Annotated in this window: 31 protein-coding genes; 19 read left to right on the top strand and 12 right to left on the bottom strand. The window is 62.6% G+C overall.

All coding sequences use genetic code 11. From position 1 onward, the window contains the following. The first annotated feature begins 64 nt into the window (after positions 1 to 64). The 3 genes from ACNQOP_RS04960 (at position 65) to ACNQOP_RS04950 (ending at position 2,094) form a co-directional block, all read left to right on the top strand. Positions 65 to 571 carry an RNA polymerase sigma factor gene (locus tag ACNQOP_RS04960; protein WP_416403531.1) on the top strand — a complete coding sequence of 169 codons (507 nt, stop codon included), beginning with the start codon at positions 65 to 67 and terminating at the stop codon, positions 569 to 571. Positions 572 to 573: 2 nt separating this feature from the next. Next, the gene (locus tag ACNQOP_RS04955; RefSeq protein ID WP_416403530.1) at positions 574 to 1,770 is read left to right on the top strand and encodes a LysM peptidoglycan-binding domain-containing protein; all 1,197 of its coding nucleotides are present in this window, start codon (positions 574 to 576) and stop codon (positions 1,768 to 1,770) included. Between the two features lie 168 nt (positions 1,771 to 1,938). Further along, positions 1,939 to 2,094, top strand: a complete 156-nt coding sequence (locus ACNQOP_RS04950; RefSeq protein WP_416403529.1) for a hypothetical protein — start codon at positions 1,939 to 1,941, stop codon at positions 2,092 to 2,094. Between the two features lie 118 nt (positions 2,095 to 2,212). Here the strand turns inward: ACNQOP_RS04950 and ACNQOP_RS04945 are convergent, their stop codons facing one another. Together ACNQOP_RS04945 and ACNQOP_RS04940 are read right to left on the bottom strand one after the other, a co-directional pair. Beyond that, positions 2,213 to 3,157: a hypothetical protein gene (locus ACNQOP_RS04945; RefSeq protein ID WP_416403528.1), complete on the bottom strand. Its 945-nt coding sequence runs from the start codon at positions 3,155 to 3,157 to the stop codon at positions 2,213 to 2,215. Then, positions 3,144 to 3,644 carry a DUF6318 family protein gene (locus ACNQOP_RS04940; RefSeq protein ID WP_416403527.1) on the bottom strand — a complete coding sequence of 167 codons (501 nt, stop codon included), beginning with the start codon at positions 3,642 to 3,644 and terminating at the stop codon, positions 3,144 to 3,146. The genes ACNQOP_RS04945 and ACNQOP_RS04940 overlap by 14 nt, the downstream gene beginning before the upstream one ends. A gap of 342 nt (positions 3,645 to 3,986) precedes the next feature. Here ACNQOP_RS04940 and ACNQOP_RS04935 point away from each other — a divergent pair, with 342 nt between their 5' ends. The 6 genes from ACNQOP_RS04935 to ACNQOP_RS04910 all read left to right on the top strand — a co-directional run bounded on the left by ACNQOP_RS04935 (position 3,987) and on the right by ACNQOP_RS04910 (position 6,961). After that, entirely contained in the window at positions 3,987 to 4,433 is a 447-nt protein-coding gene (locus tag ACNQOP_RS04935) for an Asp23/Gls24 family envelope stress response protein (protein ID WP_416403526.1), read from the top strand. Beyond that, entirely contained in the window at positions 4,430 to 4,621 is a 192-nt protein-coding gene (locus ACNQOP_RS04930) for a DUF2273 domain-containing protein (protein ID WP_089593421.1), read from the top strand. Before ACNQOP_RS04935 ends, ACNQOP_RS04930 begins: the two co-directional genes overlap by 4 nt. Continuing rightward, positions 4,618 to 4,998, top strand: a complete 381-nt coding sequence (locus ACNQOP_RS04925) for a hypothetical protein (RefSeq protein WP_257370142.1) — start codon at positions 4,618 to 4,620, stop codon at positions 4,996 to 4,998. Before ACNQOP_RS04930 ends, ACNQOP_RS04925 begins: the two co-directional genes overlap by 4 nt. Continuing rightward, on the top strand, positions 4,995 to 5,636 hold the full coding sequence (locus tag ACNQOP_RS04920; RefSeq protein WP_257370141.1) for a DUF6286 domain-containing protein: 642 nt from the start codon (positions 4,995 to 4,997) through the stop codon (positions 5,634 to 5,636). The genes ACNQOP_RS04925 and ACNQOP_RS04920 overlap by 4 nt, the downstream gene beginning before the upstream one ends. Next, on the top strand, positions 5,633 to 6,244 hold the full coding sequence (locus ACNQOP_RS04915) for a hypothetical protein (RefSeq protein WP_257370140.1): 612 nt from the start codon (positions 5,633 to 5,635) through the stop codon (positions 6,242 to 6,244). Before ACNQOP_RS04920 ends, ACNQOP_RS04915 begins: the two co-directional genes overlap by 4 nt. A 78-nt stretch (positions 6,245 to 6,322) precedes the next feature. After that, positions 6,323 to 6,961: a DNA alkylation repair protein gene (locus tag ACNQOP_RS04910; protein WP_416403611.1), complete on the top strand. Its 639-nt coding sequence runs from the start codon at positions 6,323 to 6,325 to the stop codon at positions 6,959 to 6,961. 12 nt (positions 6,962 to 6,973) lie between these two features. Here ACNQOP_RS04910 and ACNQOP_RS04905 read toward each other — a convergent pair whose 3' ends face one another. Further along, entirely contained in the window at positions 6,974 to 7,375 is a 402-nt protein-coding gene (locus ACNQOP_RS04905) for a helix-turn-helix domain-containing protein (protein ID WP_235520145.1), read from the bottom strand. Between the two features lie 247 nt (positions 7,376 to 7,622). Between ACNQOP_RS04905 and ACNQOP_RS04900 the strand changes: the two genes are divergently transcribed. The 4 genes from ACNQOP_RS04900 (at position 7,623) to ACNQOP_RS04885 (ending at position 12,167) form a co-directional block, all read left to right on the top strand. Continuing rightward, the gene (locus tag ACNQOP_RS04900; protein WP_349470976.1) at positions 7,623 to 8,966 is read left to right on the top strand and encodes an extracellular solute-binding protein; all 1,344 of its coding nucleotides are present in this window, start codon (positions 7,623 to 7,625) and stop codon (positions 8,964 to 8,966) included. Positions 8,967 to 9,062: 96 nt separating this feature from the next. Beyond that, positions 9,063 to 10,028, top strand: coding sequence for a carbohydrate ABC transporter permease (locus ACNQOP_RS04895; protein ID WP_416403525.1), 966 nt, complete (start codon positions 9,063 to 9,065; stop codon positions 10,026 to 10,028). Then, positions 10,025 to 10,990: a carbohydrate ABC transporter permease gene (locus ACNQOP_RS04890; protein ID WP_257370138.1), complete on the top strand. Its 966-nt coding sequence runs from the start codon at positions 10,025 to 10,027 to the stop codon at positions 10,988 to 10,990. The genes ACNQOP_RS04895 and ACNQOP_RS04890 overlap by 4 nt, the downstream gene beginning before the upstream one ends. Positions 10,991 to 11,102: 112 nt before the next feature. Beyond that, a complete protein-coding gene (locus ACNQOP_RS04885; RefSeq protein ID WP_284985167.1) occupies positions 11,103 to 12,167 on the top strand; it encodes a LacI family DNA-binding transcriptional regulator in 1,065 nt (354 codons plus the stop codon). Here the strand turns inward: ACNQOP_RS04885 and ACNQOP_RS04880 are convergent. From ACNQOP_RS04880 to ACNQOP_RS04860, 5 genes are read right to left on the bottom strand one after another with little or no spacing between them, the layout of a single operon-like run. Continuing rightward, on the bottom strand, positions 12,164 to 13,048 hold the full coding sequence (locus ACNQOP_RS04880) for a hypothetical protein (protein WP_284985168.1): 885 nt from the start codon (positions 13,046 to 13,048) through the stop codon (positions 12,164 to 12,166). The two genes, ACNQOP_RS04885 and ACNQOP_RS04880, sit on opposite strands and share 4 nt — an antisense overlap. Before the next feature lie 34 nt (positions 13,049 to 13,082). Next, the gene (locus tag ACNQOP_RS04875; protein ID WP_284985169.1) at positions 13,083 to 13,889 is read right to left on the bottom strand and encodes an exodeoxyribonuclease III; all 807 of its coding nucleotides are present in this window, start codon (positions 13,887 to 13,889) and stop codon (positions 13,083 to 13,085) included. Positions 13,890 to 13,949: 60 nt separating this feature from the next. Continuing rightward, on the bottom strand, positions 13,950 to 14,516 hold the full coding sequence (locus ACNQOP_RS04870; RefSeq protein ID WP_416403524.1) for an HdeD family acid-resistance protein: 567 nt from the start codon (positions 14,514 to 14,516) through the stop codon (positions 13,950 to 13,952). A 27-nt stretch (positions 14,517 to 14,543) separates the two neighbouring features. Then, a complete protein-coding gene (locus ACNQOP_RS04865) occupies positions 14,544 to 15,170 on the bottom strand; it encodes a response regulator (protein WP_235520137.1) in 627 nt (208 codons plus the stop codon). Beyond that, positions 15,167 to 16,366, bottom strand: coding sequence for a sensor histidine kinase (locus ACNQOP_RS04860; protein WP_416403523.1), 1,200 nt, complete (start codon positions 16,364 to 16,366; stop codon positions 15,167 to 15,169). Before ACNQOP_RS04860 ends, ACNQOP_RS04865 begins: the two co-directional genes overlap by 4 nt. A gap of 195 nt (positions 16,367 to 16,561) precedes the next feature. On the opposite strand from ACNQOP_RS04860, the gene ACNQOP_RS04855 reads away from it, so the two are divergent. Both ACNQOP_RS04855 and ACNQOP_RS04850 read left to right on the top strand, forming a co-directional pair. After that, positions 16,562 to 17,137: a GlcG/HbpS family heme-binding protein gene (locus ACNQOP_RS04855; RefSeq protein ID WP_416403522.1), complete on the top strand. Its 576-nt coding sequence runs from the start codon at positions 16,562 to 16,564 to the stop codon at positions 17,135 to 17,137. A 2-nt stretch (positions 17,138 to 17,139) separates the two neighbouring features. Then, on the top strand, positions 17,140 to 17,829 hold the full coding sequence (locus ACNQOP_RS04850) for an ankyrin repeat domain-containing protein (protein WP_416403521.1): 690 nt from the start codon (positions 17,140 to 17,142) through the stop codon (positions 17,827 to 17,829). Here ACNQOP_RS04850 and ACNQOP_RS04845 read toward each other — a convergent pair. Genes ACNQOP_RS04845 through ACNQOP_RS04835 form a run of 3 tightly spaced genes read right to left on the bottom strand, consistent with a single transcriptional unit; the run spans position 17,826 to position 20,473 of the window. Continuing rightward, entirely contained in the window at positions 17,826 to 19,040 is a 1,215-nt protein-coding gene (locus tag ACNQOP_RS04845) for an acetyl-CoA acetyltransferase (RefSeq protein WP_416403520.1), read from the bottom strand. The genes ACNQOP_RS04850 and ACNQOP_RS04845 overlap by 4 nt on opposite strands. Further along, positions 19,037 to 19,738 carry a CoA transferase subunit B gene (locus tag ACNQOP_RS04840; protein WP_257370130.1) on the bottom strand — a complete coding sequence of 234 codons (702 nt, stop codon included), beginning with the start codon at positions 19,736 to 19,738 and terminating at the stop codon, positions 19,037 to 19,039. Before ACNQOP_RS04840 ends, ACNQOP_RS04845 begins: the two co-directional genes overlap by 4 nt. Positions 19,739 to 19,756: 18 nt before the next feature. Continuing rightward, positions 19,757 to 20,473: a CoA transferase subunit A gene (locus ACNQOP_RS04835; RefSeq protein ID WP_416403519.1), complete on the bottom strand. Its 717-nt coding sequence runs from the start codon at positions 20,471 to 20,473 to the stop codon at positions 19,757 to 19,759. A gap of 175 nt (positions 20,474 to 20,648) precedes the next feature. Between ACNQOP_RS04835 and ACNQOP_RS04830 the strand changes: the two genes are divergently transcribed. Then, entirely contained in the window at positions 20,649 to 21,416 is a 768-nt protein-coding gene (locus tag ACNQOP_RS04830; protein WP_416403518.1) for an IclR family transcriptional regulator, read from the top strand. Here ACNQOP_RS04830 and ACNQOP_RS04825 read toward each other — a convergent pair. Then, complete coding sequence (locus ACNQOP_RS04825) at positions 21,409 to 21,981, bottom strand: GNAT family N-acetyltransferase (protein ID WP_416403517.1); 573 nt, start codon at positions 21,979 to 21,981, stop codon at positions 21,409 to 21,411. The genes ACNQOP_RS04830 and ACNQOP_RS04825 overlap by 8 nt on opposite strands. 284 nt (positions 21,982 to 22,265) lie before the next feature. Between ACNQOP_RS04825 and ACNQOP_RS04820 the strand changes: the two genes are divergently transcribed. The 3 genes from ACNQOP_RS04820 to ACNQOP_RS04810 all read left to right on the top strand — a co-directional run bounded on the left by ACNQOP_RS04820 (position 22,266) and on the right by ACNQOP_RS04810 (position 23,696). Continuing rightward, positions 22,266 to 22,397, top strand: a complete 132-nt coding sequence (locus tag ACNQOP_RS04820; protein WP_416403516.1) for a hypothetical protein — start codon at positions 22,266 to 22,268, stop codon at positions 22,395 to 22,397. Positions 22,398 to 22,641: 244 nt separating this feature from the next. Further along, positions 22,642 to 23,079: a hypothetical protein gene (locus ACNQOP_RS04815; protein WP_416403515.1), complete on the top strand. Its 438-nt coding sequence runs from the start codon at positions 22,642 to 22,644 to the stop codon at positions 23,077 to 23,079. After that, positions 23,076 to 23,696 (top strand): hypothetical protein, encoded by a 621-nt coding sequence (locus ACNQOP_RS04810; RefSeq protein ID WP_416403514.1) that lies wholly within the window; start codon positions 23,076 to 23,078, stop codon positions 23,694 to 23,696. The genes ACNQOP_RS04815 and ACNQOP_RS04810 overlap by 4 nt, the downstream gene beginning before the upstream one ends. The last annotated feature ends 384 nt before the right edge of the window (positions 23,697 to 24,080 follow it).

Raw genomic sequence — 24,080 nt, 5'->3', positions numbered from 1 at the left:
ACGGTTCCCGAGACACTAAGGAGTTGTCTGATCAAATTGCACGAGCCCGGGGGAACGGAACCAGATGTTGGCTACCAGAGAGCAGGAACTAATCGCTCTTCACGCTGAACACTTCAGCCGCATCTACCAGTACATCGCGTATCGGATCAACGACCGTGAACGGGCTGAGGAACTCGCCAACGACGTGTTCCGGATTGTCTGGGAGAAACAACCAACCGAGCCCCCCGGAATCGGATGGCTGATCGCCACAGCCAGGAACGTCCTGGGCAATGAGTACAAAGGCCGACGCCGCCGCGAGCAACTTATGGAACGACTCGCGGAAGAAGCCCGCACCCAAGACTCCACTACGCACGATGATGGCCAGCGAGGAAGCGTCGCCGTGATCCTGTCCCGTCTCAAGGACCGGGACCGGGAAATTCTGATGCTCTCCTATTGGGACGATCTCACCACTGCCGAATTGGCCGAAAGCCTCGGATGTACATCATCCGCAGCGGCCGTCCGGCTCCACAGGGCCCGCAAAGCTTTCGCGAAAGCCGCACCACAACACCTCATGACAGAACGGGAAGTCTAGCCGTGGACCGCATCGAACAACTCATGAAAAACGCCAAACCTCAGCTCCCCGACCCGCGAACAACTCCGGGCGTCCTGCCGGGCCAGTCCCACGCCTACTCCGATGACCCCAATTTCATTTCCCTAGCGGATGGCGCATCCATCCACTTCCACCGTGCACCGGCCAAGCGTCACTGGGGGCGTCTCGCCGTCGCCGGGCTTGCCGCAGCGGCCGTCGCCGCCACCGTTTTGGTCGGCGCTAACCTGGCGTCGCAACCGGACAACACCGCTGCGTTCCCCACAGGAGAAGCAGTCATCCCGGCTGGGACACCGACCGGTTCTGGAAAATCTTCCCTGGCAGGGAGCACAGTTACCGACTCCTTTGGCAACGTCGCCTACTACACCACAGTCCCCGGTGACACGATAACGGCAGCAGCTGCACACCTGGGCATCAGCGAGAAGAAACTCGCTGAATTCAACGGGATTCAGGCCGGCAGCGAATTGGCACCCAACACGACGCTTCGATCCTTCCCCGCTCCGGGTCCAACCATCGGAGCAACGGGGACGGCCACCGTGGACGCGAACGGCATTCCCACCAGCTACACGATCGAGCCCGGTGACACCCTTGCCGGGATCACTTACCGGTTTGGAATCACCGAAGAACAACTGGCGGAAGCGAACAAGGTCGCTTTCACGTACGAGAAGGGCAATGTCTACTTCGTACGGGCCGGGAACCACATCCAGCTGCAGAAAAACCCGGTGGACAGCAGATCCGGACAGGGAACGAGCATCAACAATTCCTTCGGCCAGGCCATTTTCTACACCACCGTCGACGGTGACTCCCTCGACAGCATGGGCTACAAATTCCGGTGCACCACCGACCAGTTGCTCCGGTGGAACACGTCCCTTACAGCGGACCGGACCATCCCGGCGGGAACCAAGCTCAGACTCATGCCCGGCGAAACCGTCATTGAGGGCGCACAAGGCACGTACACCACAGACGCCGAAGGGATCCCCCTCACGTACACCACCGCCCCAGGGGACACCGAGCGGCAGATCGCTTTCCGTTTCGGAATTCCGGAGATCGCGGATCTGTCATCGGCGAACCGCCCGCTCGCCGGCACCGACCGTGTCTGGTACGCCTTCTCAGACCTGCCCTCCGGGGAGGTAGCTCCAGGCCAGACCATCAGCCTCAACCTGGTCAAACCCATCCACGGATAACGCCCACGCGGAGTGCGCCCTCGAAGGCCTCCCGCAAGGACCGCGAACTGCCATCCTGATCAGGGCGGTCCTCGTGCTGCGAACGTACCCATTTATGTCAGCTCGCTCCGGTCAATGCTCGACGACGGCGGGTCCCCAACTTTGGGGGCGGTGATTGACACTGTTGCCATGACAGCGGCCGGAGAAGACGTCAGCGACTACGCGAATGCCCTTGAGAGGACATCCGACACGTTCATCTGGTGGATGGTGCCCCCACTGGACACCTGGCTCGGGGTGATGGACTTCTGGACCTCGATAAGATCCCGCGCGACCTCAGCTGGCTGAACTACAGCGGAGTAATGACCTTTGAACTCTTTGGCGACGGCTCCTACGCCTTGGAGCCCCGCCTTGCAGTAGCCCGGTGCTTGGAAGCCGTCAGAGCCAGCCTGGCCACGATTTCCTTCTAGCCGATCTTTGCTTGTGGGCAGCCCCATGATGTGGGGTTTTGGTCGCAGGTGTCGGCGACGAGGGCTTTTTCTGTTTTCCAGACGTGGATGGTTGTTGGTGGTGTGGTGAGGGTGAGGGTTCCGTTGATGGGTAGGGGTGGGCCGTTGTTGACGGAGTAAGTTCCAGTGAAGCTGGTGGTGAGGGTGGTGGGGTAGTTCCCGGTTTGGGTGTAGGTGTGGCTGTTGCGGGTGTTGGTGGTGAGCCATTGGGTTTGGGGGATGGGGTAGCCGGCGGCTGGTGTGGGTCCGAGGGTGGTGCCGTCTCCGTAGTTGTAGGTGTAGTTGGTTGGTGTTGCGGTGAGGTGGACGTTTTGGCCGAGGATGGTGAGGTCGAAGGATTGTTGTTTGGGTGTGGTGTAGAAGTTGGTGGGTCCGCCTTTGAGGGTGTTGGGGGAGGGTTGGGCTTGGAGGGTTCCTGGGTTGATGGGTAGTTGGCGGAAGTCGTTGAGGATCCGGGCTGCGATGTTGGCCAGGACGTTTTCGGGTTTGGTGTCGTAGAGGCAGGTGGGTCCGCTGACAGGGAGCCAGTCGGTCCATCCTGGGTTGGTGATGGCTTGAGGGGCCTCTTTCCAGATGACCGGGGTACCTTCTTCGGCTCCGGGGGTCTTGGGTGGGCAGGTCAGGGCGTCGCAGCCCGGGTCCTTCGTGTCAGGTCCGTCGGCGCGGCAGTGAGTGTCGGCCATGTACTGGTTCGGATCCTCGGAGGTAGGCGTAGCTCCGGCTTTAGGTTCGGACTTGCCTGTTTCTGGGTCGAACTTCCAAATGACTCCAGCATCGATGGTTCCCTCTTCCTCGTTCCCGCTAGCCCAGGCTGAAGAGGCGTTGGAAATCGAAGCAGGAAGTGTGAGGAGACATAGGCCAACAAGTGCGATGGCGGCGATGAAGCGTCTAGCGGAGGACACCGATCTCCACCACCTTCCATGAAGCTTCGAACGCGGCGATCAGGACAAAAGCACTGTTAGTCGCCGAATTGGCGGGTCTTCCTTCGGTCCCGTCTGCGTTGTAGTAGGCGATAGCGTCTTGGATGAGCTGCAGCTTTGCCAGATGCGACGAGTCGGTGTCCTTCCAGTCGATTTCTACGACAGGGATACGAATATTTCCGCCAGCCCTCCAGCGCCCGTCTATGTAGCTATCTGAAGTTGCGTCTAGAAGTTTGGTGCAGGACGCACAATCTGAAGAGTTCAGCGTAGCCAGGACAGTCGTGTCACCTGTCTCGTTGGCGTAATTCTTGATCGCGTAGTAGTACCCAATAAACGCCTCCAACCCAGCCTTCGAGTTCTCCTTCGCGAGCTCCGGCATCACGGGGACGGGTACGTTTTGGGCTTTGCCCTTCGCGTCGGCCGGCTTGTAGGCGCCCGGAGTTGAGGAACTGGGTGATGGGGTAGCCACCGGCGCGCTCGAGGCGGGTGTCGCCGTCGTCGTGCTTGTGGGGGAAGGTGCGCTGCCCGGCGTGGTGCAGCCCGTCAGAAGCCACACCACACACAAAACCACTGCCCCAACAGAGGCGCGTACAGACGAAGTTGCGGCAATCGGACGGCATGGCATGACAGGCTCCCCAGCAGCTGTTGTGGCGATGTGTCGGCCAGTCTAGGTGGAGCGATCGGGCGCTACCCAGTCAAATATTGGTGGTTGTGGATAACCCGATCCGGACCACCGAATGGCTCGCGGGCCTTGTAGCCAAAGCGTCGGGGCTAGACGCTAGGGTGGTAGTCAAGAGAAGGGGAGTGCTCCATGGAAGAACAGAACGTGCAGCTTGAGCCCGTGCCTGGTGGCGAGATCGTCGGGACCGGACGCACCATCATCTCCGAGGCTGCGGTGGCCAAGGTAGCCGGGATCGCTGCCCGGACAGTTCCTGGCGTCTACTCCCTGGGTTCGGGCCCCTCGCGTGCCCTGGGCGCTATCCGGGACGCCGTGGGCAGCTCAGACCACGCAGCAGGTGTCCGGGCCGAGGTCGGCGAGACCCAGGTAGCCGTGGACATCAATCTTGTTGCCCTCTACGGCCATCCCCTTCACGGCGTCGCCAACCAAGTGCGGTCGGCTGTCTTCAGGGCTGTCGAGGAACTCGTTGGACTGCAGGTTATCGAAGTCAATGTCGAAATCACGGACGTCTATATCGCCCCGCCTGTGAAGTCCCCCGGTGGCAAAACCGTCGTAGTGGAAAGGGATGCGCTCCAATGAGTATGACCGTGGTGGGAATCGCGATCGGTGCCTTCGTGGCTTTCATGTCGCTGTCGTTCGGGTTGTGGGGCTTCCTCATATCGCTGCTTTTCATGGGCATCGGCGCGCTGCTGGGCCGCGCGGCTGACGGCAAGCTGGACTTGCGCAGCGTGCTGGACGCCATTACGGGCCGGCGCTCTTCGTCATGAGCGTGGCTGAGGCTGTGGAATCCACCACCAGCCTGGCCGGCCACAACCGGATCAGCACCCAGGCTCTGACATCCTTGGCCCGCGCCGCGGCCGCCGAGGCCCTCGGCGTTGAGGCCAGTGACATCCGGGCCGATTGGGCGGACGACGACGGCCTGCTGGCTTTGTCGATCGTGGCACCTATCAGTATTCCGGCCCTAACCGAGGTCGTTCGTGATCCTAACCGGGTCCAGGGCTTCGGAGGGTCGATCTGGGACCGGTCCGTGGCGGCCAAGGCCACAGTGTTGGAGATCGTCACACGGCTCAGCGGCTCCGAGCTAAGCCGTGTGGACATCAGGATCAGTGGAGCCCAAGTCACGGAGGGTGGGCGCGTTCAATGACGCAGGATCAAGAAACTCGAACCTTGAATGCAGTGGATTCCGGGGCCAGCCCGGTTGCCGGGGAGGACCCGGAGATGGCCCGCATCCTGCGCCGTGAAACGCACTCGTCCCGTGCCGGAGCAGCCACCATTGCGGCAGTGCTGGTCATTGTCCTTTGCGTCTACGCTTTGCTCGAATCCGGTGTCCGTGCCGTTGGACAGCCCCCGTGGTTGATCGATCCGAGTACTGCGGCTGAACGCGCCATCGCCCTGCCGGAGGGTATCTCGCCGTTGCTGCTGGGTGCCAGTGGTGCTGTGATTGCCATGGTCGGGCTGTTTTTCCTCCTCCACGCAGTGCTGCCGGGCCGCCGCGCCCGCCATCTCCTTCGAGACCCGCGCACCGCCGTCGTCGTCGATGACGAGGTCTTGGCTTCGGCGCTGGCCCGCAGGGCCCGCACCGCTGCGAATGTCACGCAGGAACAAGTCATGGTGGTCGTGTCGCGGCAACTGGTGGTGGTCAATGTAAGGCCCACTTCCGGCAGCCGCGTGAGCGAGGAAGCGGTTCGGTCCGCGGTCCAGGCTGAGCTTGAAGAAATGTCGCCGGTGCCGATGCCTTCGGTTCGGGTCAATCTTGCGTCGTCGGGGGTGATCGGGGCGTGAATGGAACACCGCGGGTCCTTAACCGCGTGCTGCTGTTCATCATCGGAGTGAAGCTCCTTGCCGTTGGCCTTCTTCTCCTGCTGTTGGCCACGGTTCCTGCCGTTGCCACCTGGTGGCATGGCTGGTCCGCCGGAGCGTGGGCGCGGACGGAACAGCTCTTCAGGGACACCCGCTTTCCCGGGCGGGAGGAGAGCTGGCTGTGGATCGTGGCCGGCCTCGTCCTTGTGGCCATCATTGTGGCGATGATTGCCTGGCTATCCCAGCAAGGCAAAGGCCGGGCCAACTTCCTGGTGTCCAGCGATGACGACAGCGACATCGACGGCCAAGTCCGGATTGGCGGGGGCGTCGCCGAGCAGGCGCTGCGTGCCGCACTTTCCGAGAGGACCGACCTCGCCAGCGCGTCTGTTGCGACCCTTGAGGTGAAGGGAAAGCCGGGGCTGCGCATCCGCATCCAACCCAGGCAAGGAGTTGCCCCCCACATCCTTGCTGCCGAGGTTTCCCAACTGGTTGAAGCCCTGGACCTGGTGATTGGGCAGAAGACTCCCGTGCTGGTCCACATGGTTTCAGGCGCCCGGTCAAAGTTCACCCGTGCTGAACGGGTTCGCTGATGGCAGGAAATGCTCCACGCAGGGCGGGAGGCCGCGGTGGCTGGAACCCAGACGCTTGAGGCGTCACTGGCTGAGGTGATGGCCGAACTGGCCGCCTTGGAGGACCCCCGTGCGCGCGAAGTGAACGAAAGACACGGCGACGATCATGGAGTAAATCTCAGCAAGTTGCGTGCTGTGGCCAAGAGGCTGAAGACGCAACAGGACCTGGCCCGGGAACTTTGGAACACCGGAGACACTGCCGCCAGGCTCCTGTCTTTGCTGATCTGCCGGCCGAAAGCCTTTGCCAAAGACGAACTGGACAGCATGGTGCGCCAAGCGAAGACACCGAAGGTCAACGACTGGCTCGTCAACTATGTGGTCAAGAAGAGCCCCCACTGCGAAGAACTGCGGGTCCAGTGGTTTTCCGACGCGGACCCCGTGGTGGCCGCGGCCGGTTGGGCCCTGACCTCCGAACGTATCGTCAAGAAGCCCGAGGGCCTGGACCTGGATCAGCTCCTGGACCTGATCGAGGCCGACATGAAGGACGCCCCGGAACGGCTTCAGTGGGCCATGAACAACTGCCTGGCACAGATCGGGATCGAGCACCCTGGGCATCGCTCCCGGGCGCTCAGCATCGGCGAGCGTTTGGAGGTCCTCAAGGACTATCCCACCCCGCCCAACTGCACGTCACCGTTCGCGCCCATCTGGATCAATGAAATGGTTCGCCGCAAGGGCTGATCTCCGCGGAGGCTAGCCCCTGTTGCGGTGCATCATGCGGTAGGTGATCTCGGCGAGGAGTTCCTCGTCGGAAAGGTGCGATGCCCGCGCGATGGGGGCAGCGGGAACGGCGACCCGGGGTGGGCCCTGCCGGGTTTCGTCGGCATTGCGCATGTCGTCCGGGGTGATCATGTCCGGGGCGAACGTTGACTTCCCTTTGAGGACCTCGGACACCGAGCCGGCTCGCCAGCCCAGGGCATGTTCAAGCTTGCGTTGGTTGATCTCCTGCGCGCGGCGGGTTCCCGATTCCAGCGTCCGGACGGTCTTGATGGCCGTTCCAGCCTGCTTGGCCAACTGCACCTGGCTCAGCCCTTGCGCCAGGCGTTCTTCCTTGATCAGTCGGCCGATGGTCTGTAGTGCTTCAAGTTCATCCACACTTCTTAGTTTTCCATAGGCAATATTGGGCAATCAAATCGGATAATGGGCAATCATGCTCCACGCCCGCCATGTCGGGGCCAGTGGCGCCAGGACTGGAGTAGATATGAATTAGGCAGGCTGCTTTGTATCGTTGTGGTTACGGTGCGTGTAAGCGCTTGCATATTTGCGATAATCATCGCTAGTGTGAGCGTCACCACATCAATTGCGCCGCCGAATCACTTGTACTCAGCGAGGAGTCTTTAGCATGAAGAAAACCAAGTACCTGCTACCGGTCGCAGCCGCCGGTGTCCTGGCACTTACCATGTCCGCCTGCAGCGGCAACAGCGGAGGCGGCGGATCCACTGCCGGATCCAGCGACTGTTCCGCCTACGACACGTACGGCAAGCACGAAGGCAAGACCGTTTCGGTGTACTCCACGATCGTGGACACCGAAGCCACTAACCTCGAAGAATCCTGGAAGCAGTTCGAGCAGTGCACGGGCATCACCGTCAAGTACGAAGGCAGCAAGGAATTCGAGACCCAGATTGGCGTCCGCGCCCAGTCCGGAACCGCCCCTGACGTAGCGATCTTCCCGCAGCCCGGCCTTCTCGCTACCCAGGCCCGCGCCGGCTACCTCAAGCCCGCTCCGAAGGCCGTCTCCGACCTGGTGGACAAGAACTGGTCCCCTGACTGGAAGAAGTACGGCACCGTGGATGGCACCTACTACGGCGCCCCGATGCTCGCGAACGTCAAGGGCTACGTCTGGTACTCACCCAAGACCTTCAAGGACAAGGGCTGGGAAGTTCCCAAGACGTGGGCACAGATGATGGACCTCACCAAGAAGATCGCCGATGACAAGACCATGAAGCCGTGGTGTGCCGGGTTCGAATCCGGTGAAGCAACGGGCTGGCCGGGTACTGACTGGATCGAGGACGTTGTCCTGCGCGCCCAGGGCCCCGAGGTATACGACCAGTGGGTCAACCACACGATTCCTTTCAACGACCCCAAGATCGTCAAGGCATTCGACCAGGTTGGCGACATCCTCCTCAACCCGAACTACGTCAACGGTGGCTTCGGTGACCCCCGCTCGATCCTGAGCACGGCATTCGCTCAGGCCGGCCAGCCAGTACTTGATGGCCAGTGCGCCATGCACCACCAGGCGTCGTTCCAGGCATCCAACTGGCCCGCAGGCACCAACGTTGCCGAGGACGGTGACGTCTGGGCGTTCATGACTCCTCCCATCGACGAGTCCAAGGGCACTGCCATCACCGGTGGCGGTGAAACCGTTGGCGCTTACAAGGACACCCCTGAGGTCCAGGCTTACCTGGCATTCATGGCAAGCGCGGACTTCGCCAACAACCGCGTGAAGCTCGGCGGTGCCATCAGCGCCAACAAGGGCCTCGATCCGAACAACGCCCAGTCGGCCCTGGACAAGCAGTCCATCCAGCTCCTCCAGGATCCCAAGACTGTCTTCCGGTTTGACGGCTCTGACCTGATGCCGAGTGCAGTGGGTTCCAACTCCTTCTGGAAGGGCATCGTTGCCTGGATCAATGGCAGCTCTTCGCAGCAGGTAACGGACAGCATCGAAGCCAGCTGGCCCAAGAGCTAACTCCAAGAGCGCTGCCTCCCTGCCTGGTTTCGCCTGGTCGGGGAGGCAGCGCTTTTCCCGGAACTCAGTGATTCACTCACGCCCCGGAGGTTGGGTATGGATTTTATCGGAGGAAAACTCCTTCAAGTAGTGATAGCGCTGGCGATCTTCGCGGCGATTATCGGCATCATCATGTTGGTGGTGGACAGGGCGCCGAAATCGGTGAAGGACAAGGTCACGGTGGCCGGCTTCCTCGCCCCGGCAGGTATTCTCATGCTCGTGGGACTCGTGTACCCCGCGGTTCGCACGTCAATGCTGGCCTTCACGGACGCCAGCGGCAACGGAAATGGTTTCGACAACTTTGTCTGGATGTTCACGCAGCCTGAGGCTTTGACCACGCTGCGGAACACCGTTATTTGGACCGTCCTGGTCCCCCTTTTGTCCACGAGCTTCGGCCTGGCCTACGCAGTCTTCATCGACAAGGCCCGCGGCGAGAAGGTCCTTAAGTCCTTGGTCTTCATGCCGATGGCCATCTCCTTCGTGGGCGCCGGCATCATTTGGAAGCTCGTCTATGACTACCGCGGCCCTGGCCTCGAACAGACCGGTGTCATCAACTTCCTCAGGAACGCCCTGGGGTTGGATCCGAAGCAGTTCCTCTTGGATGCCCCGGAAAACACGATCTTCCTGATCGTTGTGATGGTCTGGATCCAGACCGGCTTCGCCATGGTCATTCTCTCGGCTGCCATCAAGGGTGTTCCGGTGGAACTTATCGAGGCGGCCCGCCTTGACGGCGCCAATGCCTGGCAGCAGTTCCGCAATGTAACGGTGCCCGGCATCCGTGGAGCACTTGTGGTGGTCCTGACCACCATCACGATCGCCACCCTGAAGGTGTTCGACATTGTCCGGACCATGACGGCCGGTAACTACGACACCTCGGTTGTGGCCAACGAAATGTACACGCAGGCCTTCCGTGCCGGCGAACCGGGTCGTGGTGCGGCATTGGCCCTGATCCTGTTCCTGATGGTGCTGCCGATCGTCGTGTACAACGCTCGAGTCCTTCGCAAGCAAAGGGAGATCCATTGACAGCCACGCCAGCCCCGAAAGAGGCCTCGAAGGCCGCAACCCGGCAGCGTCCTGGATCCGATCCCACGGAGGACGCCCAGCCGATGATGCGGCGGGTCAAGACCAAGCTCACCTCCAAGTGGGCAACAGCGGCAGCCATCATCATCGCCGTCGTATGGTCCGTACCCACGTTCGGCCTGTTCGTTACGTCGTTCCGTCCTGCTGCGAAGCAGGTTGGGCCCCGCTCCAACGGTTGGTGGAATGCCTTCGTTGACTGGGACTTCACTTTCAAGAACTACGCTGACGTCCTGACCCCCGCGGGCTCGCAGTCGGCCAACCTGTCCCAGTACTTCGTCAACTCGGTCGCGATCGTCATCCCGGTCACCATCTTTGTTCTGGTGCTCGCTTCGATGGCCGCCTACGTTTTCGCCTGGGGCAAGTTCAAGGGCCGCGACGCTCTTTTCATCTTCGTTTTCGCCCTGCAGATCATTCCGCTGCAGATGGCCCTGATCCCGCTGCTGCAGTTCTTCACGCAGACGCTCCACCTCCCTGCTGGTTCGTATGCACAGCTGTGGATCGCCCACACCATGTTCGGGCTCCCGCTGGGTATCTTCCTCCTCCACAACTTCATCTCTGAGATTCCCGGTGAAGTGATCGAGGCTGCAAGGGTGGACGGCGCCGGGCACAGCACCATCTTCTGGCGGATCATCCTGCCGCTGTCCGTGCCGGCACTGGCATCGCTGGCGATCTTCCAGTTCCTGTGGGTTTGGAACGACCTGCTGGTGGCGTTGGTGTTCTCGGGTGGAACTGCGGACGTGGCTCCCATTACCCAGCGCCTGGCCGAAATTTCCGGTACCCGCGGTGCCCGGGATTACTTGAACCCGGCAGCGGCATTCGTCTCGATCATCATCCCGCTCCTGGTGTTCTTCGGCCTGCAGCGGTACTTCGTGCGAGGCCTTCTGTCCGGCGGTCTCAAGGGATAACCATTGCCGCCCCGGTTACGCAGCGCATTACGCCGTTGCGTAACCGGGTGCTGCAGACGGCAAGTCCCACATAAGGTAAATGCGGAGCAACGGCGGCCGGAGAGGGGAGCCTGTGTCACGAACAACGGGTAGATCCCAACGCGGCGGCCATACGGGCGTCAGCATCGAAGACGTCGCCATGGCGGCGGGTGTCTCCACAGCAACTGTTTCCCGGGCGGTCAGGGGCTTGCCGCGGGTGTCCCCGGCTACCCGCGAAAAGATTCTCGAGGTGGCCAGTTCGCTGGGCTACGTGGCGTCGTCGTCCGCTTCGGGGCTGGCCACGGGCCGCACCCGGACCATCGGCGTCCTGGCTCCATTCGTGAGCCGCTGGTTCTTCTCCAAGGCCATCGAGGGCGCAGACCGGGAATTGCATTCCCGCAAGTACAACCTGTCCCTGTTCAACCTTGGCGGCCACGGGAGCAACCGTGAGCGGCTCTTCAGCTCCACCATGGTTTACAAGCAAATCGATGCGCTCCTGGTGCTCTGCATGTCCTTGACCGAGGAAGAACTGGAACACCTCCACAAGATCGACATCCCCTTGGTGGTGGTGGGTGGCCACGTTGAGGATTGCGCCTACATCGGTATCAACGATTACGACGCCGCTTCCACCGCCGTGCGACACCTGCTGGACCTGGGGCACAAGGATATTGCCCTGCTCCACGGCGACGACGAAACGGACCTGAACTTCGACGTCCCCCGGGTGCGGATCCGCGCCTTCCAGGAGGTCATGACCGACGCCGGCTTGGAAGTCCGCCCGGAATGGGACCAATGGGGGGACTTCACTGTTGCCAGCGGTCAGCAGGCCTTCAACCGGTTGTGGAGCCAGCCCGGCCGTAAACCCACAGCCATCTTCTGCTCCTCGGATGAGATGGCCATGGGCGTGATCTTCGAAGCAGGCCGCCACGGTGTCAGGGTTCCCCAGGACCTGTCTGTCATTGGCATCGACGACCACGATTTCTCGTCGTCCCTTGGCCTGACCACTGTGGGCCAACGCCCTGACGACCAGGCCGAGCTTGCCACCAAGATGCTTTTGGACGAACTCGATGGCAATCCCGGGGCCGTTCATTCACAGGTTGCCCCGCACGAGTTGATCGTCCGGGAGACCACTGCCCCACCCAGCGGGGGAAGCCAAAGCTAGGAAGCGCGTGCCAGCTGCCTGATGGGAATCCACCGTGATGCGAGGCGCCGGTATGCGGCGGCAGCCCCCGTCATGTCGCCTTCGGCCAGGCATTCAATGCCCAGCCGGACATCCATGGGCGAGTCGTCCGGATAGACCTTGTCAGCCACCGCACCGTAATCGAGCTCCACCATGGACTGCGCATGGAACAGCTCCAGCCACTCTGTGAGCTGCGTGAGGTCGTCCAGCATGTCCAGGTCGGGAGCAGCCAAAGCCAGGTGGGCCACGGCAAAACGCGCCCTTTCCAATGCTTCGGTGAGGGGCGTCCACACCCGGACGGTCAGGATACGCCCGTCGGCTTCCACCACATCCTTGCGGTCCGACTCGGCAAAAAGCGAGAACCAACTGAACGGGATACCCCACGTGGACGCACGGGTGTGCACCCGCTTGGCGCCTTCACCGGCGTTGAGGCGGTCGATCCTGACCTGGTGCTTGTCCCTTTGCGATACCGGGATGAGCAGATCGGCCAGTGGACTGTGCACGCCGTCCATCAGGGCATTGGCCGCCAGACCGGCCCGAATCACCAGTTGGCTGGGGCAGTAAAGCAGCCGCCCGGCGTCGACCCCGTCTTTATCAGGGGCGGCGTGCCGTCCCGCTGGCACGCGGGTCATCCGGACGAGGTCGGTGCGACCGGTCGGGAAGGGATCCCCGCCGGGCCGCGTGATGCGGCCCAGCGAGGCCTGGAGCTCCGCATTTTCGACGGCGGCCCGGGAACCTGTCTTGCCGCCGGCCGCCGCAAGCTGTTGCTGCTGCTCGGGCGGGAACGCTTCGAGTGGCTCGTAAATGCGCAGCGACGACGAGAAGGGCAGCCCTGCCTGGCCCCGGTACAGGTTTCCAGCCATGTCCAGCCATCCCCTTTCGTCGGTGTGAATGTGCCTAGTCCGCGAGCTCCACGATCACAGGTGCGTGGTCCGAGGCGCCCTTGCCTTTGCGTTCTTCCCGGTCAATGGAAGCACCGGTGACCCGTGCGGCCAATGCTGGTGATGCGAGGCAGAAATCGATGCGCATGCCTTCCTTCTTGGGAAAGCGAAGCTGCGTGTAATCCCAGTACGTGTAGACGCCCGGGCCCGGGGTGTAAGGACGGACGACGTCGGTGAACCCGGCTGCTTCGAACGCGTGGAACGCGGCGCGCTCGGGTTCGCTGACGTGCGTGAAGTTGTTGTCGCGGAACAGCTGGATGTCCCAGACGTCGTCGTCGAACGGGGCGATGTTCCAGTCGCCCATGAGGGCGATCTGGGCAGTCGGATCGGCCTTGACCCATTCGGCGGCGTGGCCCTGGAGGACGTCAAGCCACTTGATCTTGTAGGGCATGTGTTCGTCATCCAGCGAGCGTCCGTTGGGAACGTAGAGGCTCCAGATGCGGATACCGCCGCAGGTTGCCGCAATGGCGCGGGCTTCCTGGACGGGGTCCTTGCCGGCCTTGCCAAACGCCGGCTGGTCCAGGAAGGTGCGCTCCACGTCCTCCAGACCGACGCGGGAGGCGATGGCCACACCGTTCCACTGGTTCACGCCGAAGTGCGCGACCTCGTAGCCCATGCGTTCAAAGAGCTCCCACGGGAAGTTCTCGTCCTTGCATTTGGTCTCCTGGATTGCCAGGACATCGCAGTCGCTGCGCTCAAGCCAGGCTTCTACCCGGTCGGCGCGGGCACGGAGGGAGTTCACATTCCAGGTAGCTATCTTCACAGCAACTAACTTACCGAACTTGGCGCTGAGCGCATCCCCCTACCGCTTTTTACCGCCGGATCAGTGGCCGTACAGCGGTTGCGCGTGGGCGAGTTTGCGGAGCCCGATGCCGGAAGCGATCAGCAGCAAGCCTGTCACGATGGCGAATGCCGACAGCATGGCTACCAGGCCCAGCAATCCGAGCCCAGGATTGGCAAGGACAACGATGCCGAACACCGTGGTGAGCAGGCCGATCAGCAACCAGATTCCCCAGCTCCGCACGAAGTTCCGCGCTGCAAGGGCCAGGACGATCTGGGAGATTCCCAGCACCAAAGCCCACAAACCGATGAGAACACCGATGGCCGCCGCCGTCAGCCCGGGCCAGGCGATTGCCACGATCCCGGCGGCGATGGAGATGAAACCGCCCGCCACGGACCAGCGCGACCGGCCTGCAGGGTCGTAGAAGTAATGGGCCACGCTGGTGATGCCGTCGATGATCGCGAAGAATCCGAACATGACCACCACCACGAACGTAGTGGCACTTGGCAACACCAGGATCAGCAGGCCAAAAACGATTGCGAGGGCTCCCCGGACCAGCAAAGCAGTTCCCGGGGTCTTGAACATTCTGCGATCCGCTGTGTCCGACATAGGGTCAGCGTAACCAACCACCGCGGGTTACCGCATCCCCTCGCGCCGGATGGCCGTGGCGATGGCCGCCGCACGGGTTTCGACGCCCAGTTTTGCGTAGATGTGGGCCAGGTGGGTTTTCACTGTTGCTTCGGAGATGAAGAGGCGTTTGCCCAGGTCACGGTTGCTGAGTCCCTGGGTCAACAGGCTGAGCAGTTCCGCTTCGCGCGGGGTGAGGATTTCGTCCGGATGACGCAGTTGTTGAAACAGCCGAGAGGCGACGGGAGCTGACATGACGCTCTTTCCCTGCACAGCCCCGCGGACGGCGGCGAAGATCTCCTCGGGTGCCGCGTCCTTCAGCAAATACCCCATCGCTCCGGCATCAACGGCGCGGACAATGTCGGCGTCGGAATCGTAGGTGGTGAACACGATGATCGCCTGGTGCGGGGTGCGTTGGCGCAGTTGCTTGATTGCCTCGATGCCATCCATCCCGGCGCCCATGGCCAGATCCATGAGGACCACCGCGGGTTGGTGCTCTTGGGCGGCTTCCAGCGCTTCTTCGCCTGATGCCGCTTCACCGACGACGGCGATATCGGCTTGGGTGCCCAGCAGCGCCTTGAGCCCGCTCCGGACAACTGTGTGGTCATCCACGAGCAGCACGGAAATGGTGCTCATCGGCGCTCCTTCGTCTCGGTGCCTGCAGCCGGCAGGGGCATTTGCGCGGCGATGATGGTGCCCTCGCCGGGGGTGCTTTCCACGGACAATTCTCCGCCCAACTGCTCCACGCGTTGCCTCATGGCCCGCAACCCGTAACCTCCTGTTGGCGACGGCGGAGGTACCGCTTCGGGATCGAAGCCGCGGCCGTCGTCGAACACGTCCAAGGTGACGGCGTCCGGAAGGTAGCCGAGGGTGACGCTGGCGTGCTCGGCCCGGGCATGCAGGTTGATGTTGGCCGCGGCACTTTGGGTAACCCGGAGCAGGGCGTGACGTACCTCGTTCGGAAGCGGCCGTGGCTCGCCGGTGACCTGGACCCGGATAGTGTCCACGTATTGGCGTGCTGCGTGTTCGAGGGCTTCGGGAAGGGGCCCGGATTCGAGGCCAGGGACCGAGAGTTCATGGACCAGGCTGCGGGTGTCGGCAAGGTTCCGCCGTAACAGGCCGGCCGCATGGCGCACATCGTCCTGGGCGGCTTCGGCTGGCCATGATCGCTGGGCCGCTTCCAGGAGCAGCAGGCTGCTGGCGAGCCCTTGGGTGACGGTGTCGTGGATTTCGCGGGAAACACGCTGGCGTTCCGTGGCGATCCCGGCTTCCCGTTCACGTGCGGCGAGTTGCTCCTGCGCTTGTGAGACGTCGTCGAAAAGCTTCTTTTGGAGGGCGGCGTCGCGCTCGATCTTGTCGTAGATGAGGGTCAAAAGCACCCCCGCGGCAAGCGGGCCGAGCAGCATTGCGACGTCCGTCCAGTCGCTCATGCGGAAGAGCCCGACGGCGGTGGCCGCCGCCGTTGCGCCGCCTGCCACATATCCGGCCCAGCCACGGAAAGCCGTGCGGGCCAGGAAGAAGATCGCGAAGGAGCACCACGCGAAGCTCGGCGCGACAATAACCAACACAGCCCAGGCGGCCAACAGAGCGATCATCCATGGCCTGTTGCGGTGGCCCGGCAGCTGGGGGCCGGCCAGGACCGCTGTGACCGCGTACAGCACGCAAACCGCGGCCGCCAGAGCCACCGTCCACAGGTTGTCCGCGGGGGAGTGGCGCATGACGTAGCGGACCCCGGACGCCACCATAAGTACGGCAAAGCCGAGGTGGACCACGGCATCGATCCGGCCATCGATCCGGCCGCCTGGTGCGGGCTGTGGAGGGGCAGTGGGCATGGTCGGTTCCGGTTCCCGTTTCCCTTGGAGGCGTTCTTTCCATGCTAAGTGCCCACAGGGGTGTTGGTCTCTCCACCTTTTGGCTGATACGGCCCGCGGAAAGTATGACTCCCGGGACTGCTTCGGGCCGATGTGGTGCCTGGGCCCGCCCCGGGAGCATGGAGGTGTACCGACGCTGACTACAAGGAGATTGCCGTGAAGAAGTCCAACAAGACGATTGCCGTTGCCGCTGCTGGAGCATTGTTGCTCACCGGTGGCGCCACGGCTGTGGCCAACGCCGTTGCTCCGGCCGCGGCCCCCGTCGCCGTCGAGGCCAAAGCCCGGGCTGACGTCCAGCCCGCACCGGAGAACGTGGTTGCCCAGAACCGCATCACAGTGGGTGCCTCGAGCAAGGCCGTCAACGCTGCGCTCGCCAAGTGCCAGGCGGACAAGCTGCCGTTCGTGACGGTCGCACTGGTGGACCGTTTCGGCACGGTCCAGGCCATCCTCCGTGGCGACAACGCGGCCGAGCACACCATCGAGGCCGCCAAACAGAAGGCCTACACGGCTGCCGCGTTCGGTGCTCCCACCAGTGAGCTTGCCAAGCGCGTCAACGGCAACGGCCCCTCCATTGCTGACCTCCCGGGCACCCTCTTCCTGTCCGGCGGCGTGCCGCTGAAGGTGAACGGCGTCTCGGTGGCGGGAATCGGCGTCGGCGGTGCCCCTGACGGCGCCCTCGACGAAGCCTGCGCTACCGCTGGTGCGGATGCCCTGGCCGAGGCAGCGAAGTAGCGATGAAAAAGCGGATGGCGGGGGTTGGGTTGCTGATGGTCGGGCTGCTGGCGGGATGTACGACGGCGGGAACGTCGCCTTCCAGCCCAGCCTCACCTGGCGCGTCGCAGACAGCCCCCGCTTCCGCGTCGCCGTCGAGCGCCAGCCCTGTCCCGTCGTCGTTTGCTGCCCAGGCAACGCCGCCCAAACTGTCCCCGGAGGCCCAGATGGAAACCGACCGGCTCCTCATCCTCGCCGCGAAAGCCAACGACCCTGCGCGGGTCCGGGAACTCATCGCGGCGGGCGGAAACGTCAACGCCAAGGACGGTATCCAGGACTCCGCGTTCCTCTACGCAGGGGCCGAGGGTTTCAACGAGGTTCTCCAGCTCACCTTGGCCGCCGGGGCCGACGTGCGCAGCATCAACCGGTACGGCGGCACGGCCCTGATTCCGGCGAGCGAACACGGGCACACGGAAACCGTTCGGATCCTGATCGCCGCCGGCGTGCCCGTGGACCACGTCAACAACCTGGGATGGACAGCCGTGCAGGAAGCCATCCTGCTCAACAACGGCGGCCCCAACCAGCAGGACGTGGTGCGGCAGCTGCTCGAGGCCGGAGCGAACCCGGACATCCCCGACCCCCAAGGCCGAACCGCCCTGCAGAACGCAGGGCGGTTCGGATTCACGGAGATCGCGGCGTTGATCCGGGGTTAGAGTGCTTCCAGCACGCTCACGTAGTTCGCGATGCCCACGCCGCCCATGTTCTGCACGGCTCCCCGCCGGGCGTTGGGAAGCTGCATGTCGCCAGCGGTACCCGTGAGCTGCATGGCGGCGATGACGTGCTGGGACACGCCGGTGGCGCCTACGGGGTGGCCCTTCGCCTTCAGGCCGCCGGAAACGTTGATGGGAAGTTTGCCGTCCTTATATACCCACCCCTCCTGGATGGCGCGGGAACCTTCACCGCGCGGGGTCAGGCCCATTGCCTCGTACATGATGAGCTCGGCGATGGTGAAGCAGTCGTGCACTTCGGCGAAGTCCAGGCCATCAACTCCGACGCTGGCCATGGTGAACGCGCGCTCCCAGGACGTCCTGGTGGCGGCGAACTCCGTGGGATCGCGCTTCTCGGCCGGGAAGAAATCGTTCGCGTGGCCGAAACCCGCCAGGCGCACGGGTGCGGTTGCACCTCCGGTTGCCTGGGTGGACAGCACGACGGCGGCAGCGCCGTCGGAGACCGGCGAACAGTCGGTGCGGCGCAAGGGTTCGGCCACCATGGGGTTCTTGTCCGAAATGGTCCGGCAGAACTCCTCGCCGAAGTCCCGGTGCATCTGGGCGTAGGGGTTGTCCATGCCGTTGCGGTGGTTCTTGGCGGCGATGGAACCAAGGACATCGCCGAGGCCCGCTTCGAATCCGGGGCGGGCAATGGAGGTGCCGTAGCGCTTCTCGTAGTGCTTGGCGACTTCAGCGAAGAGACCCGTGAAACCGGTTGATGATGCCTTGCCGGCCATCTCGTAGGAAGCGCCGAGCAGGGCGGCTCCCACGACGTCGGCTCCGGCGTCGGTCATCTTTTCGGCGCCGATCACCAGGACGTTGCGGGCGGTTCCGGCGAGCACGGCCTTGACTCCCTGCTGGAACGCGGCAGAGCCGGAAGCGCAGGCGTTCTCAGTGCGGGTCGCGGGGACGTTGGCGAGGTCCGGGGAGAGTTGGAGGGCCAGGGACGATGTGAAGCCCAGCGGCTGCATGCCCGAGTTGAACTGGCCCAGGTAGATTTCGTCGATGTCCTTGGGGTCCAAGCCGGAGTTCCGGATGGCTTCGCCTGCCACGTGGACGATCAGCGATTCCAGGGTGTCGTCCGTCAGCTTGCCGAACTTGCTGTGGCCCCACCCTGTGAGCAGGATGTCCTTACCGAACTGGTCTTTCAGGCTCATGCGTTGGCTCCTTCGAGGGTGTTTTCCTGCGCGTCTTCGTCCAGCGCCACCGTGAACCCTGCGTCCGTCTTGCTGCGGATGTCTTCCACGGTGACGCCTGGGGCGAGACGGGTCAACACAAGGCGGGTGCCGCCGTCGTGCGTTGCTGTTTCGGGGGCTATATCGAATACGGCGAGGTCCGTGATGATCCTGTCCACGCAGTTAAGCCCCGTGAGCGGGAGGGTGCAGTTGGTGACGATCTTGGCCGAGCCGTCCTTGGCGTTGTGCTCGGTGAGGACCACGACGCGCGGTGTCCCTGCAACCAGGTCCATCGCACCGCCCATGCCCTTGACCATCTTGCCGGGGATGGTCCAGTTGGCGAGGTCGCCGCCGCCGGACACCTGCATGGCACCCAGGATGGCCACCTTCACGTGGCCGCCGCGGATCATGCCGAACGAGGTGGCGGAGTCGAAAATGCTGCCGCCCGGGGTGATGGTCACCGTTTGCTTCCCGGCGTTGATGAGGTCCGCGTCTTCCTCGCCCTCGTACGGGAACGGGCCCATTCCGAGCAGGCCGTTCTCGCTCTGGAGGATCACCCGGACGCCGTCGGGCAGGTTGTTGGCTACCAATGTGGGGATGCCGATGCCGAGGTTGACGTAGTCGCCGTCGTTCAATTCTTCGGCCGCAATCGCGGCCATTTGGTCCCGTGTCCATGCCATGGTGTGTGCTCCTTTGCTTCAGACCGTCAGGGGTTCTGGCCGCTGCCGGACCGTGCGCTGTTCGATGTCCTTGACTCTGTTGCTTGCCTGGACCAGCCGCTGGACGTAGACGCCAGGGGTGATGATGTGGTTGGGGTCGAGCTGCCCCGGCTGGACGATCACCTCCGCCTCGGCGATGGTCACTGCGCCTGCGGTGGCAACCACCGGGTTGAAGTTCCGGGCGGTGTAGCGGTAGGTCAGGTTGCCGTCGGTATCGGCGGTGTGGGCGTGGACCAGCGCGACGTCGGCGGTGATGGCGCGCTCGCGGACGTACGTGACGCCGTCGAACTCTTCCAGCGGTTTGCCGTCGGCAACCAAGGTGCCCACGCCGGTCCGCGTGTAGAAGGCCGGAATTCCGGCGCCGCCAGCGCGAAGACGCTCCGCCAGCGTGCCCTGCGGGGTGAACTCAACCTCTAGCTCGCCGGCCAGGTACTGCTCGGCGAAGAGCTTGTTCTCGCCAACATAGGATGCGATGACTTTCCGGACCTGCCCGGCCTCGATCAGCACGCCCAGGCCCTTACCGTCCACGCCCATGTTGTTCGAGACGATGGTCAGGTCCTTCGCGCCCGACTCGCGGACGGCGTCGATCAGGTCTGCGGGAATACCGCTCAGGCCAAAACCTCCGACGGCGATGGTCAGGCCATCTGCCATGAGGTCATGGAGCGCTGTGGGTGCGCTCGCGTGGATCTTGGACACGGGAACTCCTCTTTGAGTTTGGTTGGCTTCCACTTTGTGGACTGTTGACCTCTTGGGTAGGAGCCTAGGTTCGGCTCTTCGGGCCGGTCAAGAGCGCTCTCTTCGCGTTACTCACGGTGTGGACGCTACACTGAGGCCTGTCCATAATGTGGATGAATTCTATGCAGGAGGCATCGTGGCAGTGCAGGGAGCACAGGTAGTGGGCAGGGTCGCGGAACTGCTCCGCCTGGTTGGGCGCAAGCCAGAAGGCACGTCCTTGGCCGGGCTGGTCCGCGAATCCGGGCTCACCCGGCCCACTGTTCACCGGCTGTTGACGTCGCTGGCCGCCGAGGGCTTCCTGGAACATGATTCGTCCTCAGGAAAGTGGGTGCTCGGACCCGAGATCTTCCTGCTCGGGTCTGTCGCAGCTGCCCGTTTCCCCATGGAGGACATCGCCCGCCCATCCCTTCGCAGGCTGGCTACCGAGACGGGAGAGAGCGCGTTCTTCTCGATCCGGCGCGGCAACGAAACTGTCTGTGTGCTGCGCGAGGAGGGCCCGTTCCCCGTGCGATCGTTCGTGCTCCATGAAGGTGTGCGGTTTCCCTTGGGCGTTGCCTCCGCGGGGACGGCGATCCTGGCCTTCCTGCCCGCCGAAGAACAGGAAGCGCTGCTGGCCGAATGGGCAGAGCACGCAGGTGACTTTTCTGACGGCCATCCTGCTGACGTGGTGCGGGAGAACCTGGAGCAAACAAGGCTGGCCGGGTACTCAGTGAATCCCGGGTTGATCCTCGAAGGCAGTTGGGGAATGGGTGCTGCAGTCTTCGACCAGCAGGGCCGGCCGGCCTGGGCGTTGTCCCTGACCGGGATCGAACCCCGCTTCCGGCCGGAGCGCCAGGAATACCTGGGGAAGCTGTTGCTCGAGGAAGCACACCGGATGACGGCGCGGTTACAAGGAACTAGCTGAGTTCCAGCCGCATCAACACTCTCGGAAAGCCGTTGAGTACGGACGTGGTTTCTGCGACTTTCTTGAAGCCGGCCTTCTCGAACAGCCTCCTTGTCCCGACATAGGCCATAGTCAGGTCCACCTTTCCGCCCTTGTTGTCCACGGGGTAGCCCTCAAGGACGGGGGCGCCGTGGGCCCTGGCGAAGTCGATGGCTCCACGCAGGAGTTCGTGCGAGATGCCCTTTCCCCGGTGCCCGGGCCGCACCCGGATGCACCACACGGACCACACATCGGTCTTGTCCACATGCGGGATCTTCCGGTTCGTCGCGAAACTGGTGTCCGCACGCGGGTGGACGGCCGCCCACCCAACTACCTCGTCGCCGTCGTACGCCAGAACCCCGGGCGGAGGATCCTCGGCGACCAGCTTCTCAACGTATGCGCCGCGCTCTTCGCGTTGCAGGCTCAGGTTCAGCTTGGATGGGATGCGGTAGCTCAGGCACCAGCACACATTGGAGCCGGGGTTCTTGGGTCCCACCATGGTCCTGACGTCATCGAACACCGTGGCGGGGCGAACTTCGATAGCCATCCGCCCATCCTGCCATCGGGATTGGCTGCTCCGCCAGAGAAACTGCTGCGCTAGACTTTCACGCCATCATCGCCTCAGTCGACCGCACCGTATCAGCCGAGTTCTACCGTTCAATCCTCGAAGCAACTGACGCTCCCAGTTGGGGGCCGTTCACCAACCTCTCCCTGGCCGGGGGGTGATGCTTCAGTTTGCCGACCCGCCGGTCGAAATCCAGATGCAGCACTACGCCTTTCTTGTTGATGAGCCGCACTTCAACCGTGCCTATGCGCGACTGGTGAGTGACGGTGTTCGAGCATTGGGCCGACCCGCAAATGACCCGGCCGGGCGAGACGAACACCGAACACGGCGGCCGCGGGGTGTACTTCAAAGACCCCTCGGGACACGCGCTGGAACTGATCACCAAACCGTACTTCTAGGATGTCTACGGGGTCATAGCGTTAACGACTGCTCGAAAGGCAGAGGCGTACGGCGTGGAAGCCACTGCCGGGAAGGTCCTGGGAATTGTGGGTATCGTGCTGGGACTTCTCTTTTCGATTGCCTGCTTCCTCATCCGCTGAGGCCGGGTCCGGAGAGGACGCCGCTCTAACGTACGGAACGCCGCCAAGAACCCAGAATTCTGGGCCCCTAGCCCGCAATACTATCTCTGGAAAACCCGCGGGTGTGATCCCCTATCACGGCCCGGAAGAACGCATTGAAGGGGTGCTCAATGTTGCGATGTTGATACCCACCGACGCGCCTTTCGCTTGGCTTGCCAGGTCCGTCCTGGGCGCTAGCACCATGATTAAGGGTGCAAAATACGCTGATGAAGTCGCCGAAGGCCTCGAAGATGCCAAAAATTATGTGGACGTTACGGCAAAAAAGTCGAGAGTCAGGAATCGGGCGACAAATGCCTCTGCCGATGAAGTAGCGGAGACATTGAAAGCCAATGAGTGGCTAGCTAAGAAAGGAAATAGTGATAGTTATGAGATATTTCTGAAGGAAAACGCCAAATATGTTCTTCGGAAAGAGGCCAAAACTTGGGAGGGTCCTACACCCGATTACTACCCCCCTGGCCAGCACAAACCGTCACTGAAGATAAGACTAGGAGCCGACGAGTGAGCCTCCCATTCGGATATGCTGATAGCCAACAGCGATACGCAGATCTGAGGGCTGAAGCGGCACGCAACGTGTCACTGAACACCCGCTTTCCAGAGTGGCCGTTCCGTGCACCCCCGGGGTTTGCAACAATCTACGAATACGACACTGTCCTGGACGACGACTTCGGAACAGTCTTGGATGCCTTGGTTAAGCACTATCGAGAAGACCATCTGACAGTGCTCGGTCTATCCCCGGGTCCAGACTTTTACGACGACTACTATTGTTTTTTTCCAACCTTTGAGATGAACAGCTCGTCGGTCCTCTGCGATTATGGAAATGCCATATGGTGGGAGCCAGCTGGAGATCCAACGGGTTCACTTGGTATCTCAGTCGATGTTCTGGCGGTCACTGGACCGTCAGGAGCTTGGTCTGTATGGGCGCAAAGAGACTGGGAGATTGGTGTCCTCCTTACGAAGGACGAACACGGAGCTTGGCTCAATGCTGCGGCCCCAGGGTTCGGTACTGACCTAGACCTCGATGACATCAGGTCACCCAAGGGATGGGGGATGCCACTTACTGAAAATGACCTCTCCACTTTTTGGAAAGGTATCCGCGAGCGGGGCAGCGGACCAGCTTGAGCGGCTGAACTGGAAGGTTTGCCAGACGACAAGCGCGAAAATTTGTCCGAAATTCGTTGAGGTTGGTCTTCCTAGTCAGCCTGAAGAGGCTGATTTCGCCTCCCGAAGAGAATACTGCCCTCCCGGGGACGATGCTTATGTTTCCGAACGCGTGGAGGATGCCGTTCAGAACGAGTGGATGGCCCCATAGCGACGTCCGGAGGGTGCGGGGATATCGTGTCTGAAGGCACACCGGAGAATCCTTCGTGCAAGCCCAGGTGCCGATCCTCGTTCAAACCGTAGTTGTTCACAACGGAAGCCAGGAGCTCATCGGGCCGGTAAAGGTGCAGCTCACGGACACTGGGCGCAATGCCGTCTCCGAGAACTGCGCCTACATTGTGGAAT

This window comes from Arthrobacter sp. LFS091 (assembly GCF_047977885.1).
Classification (GTDB): domain Bacteria; phylum Actinomycetota; class Actinomycetes; order Actinomycetales; family Micrococcaceae; genus Arthrobacter.
Note: the sequence above shows the minus strand (reverse complement) of the source record. Positions and strands in the feature narration are given on the sequence as shown.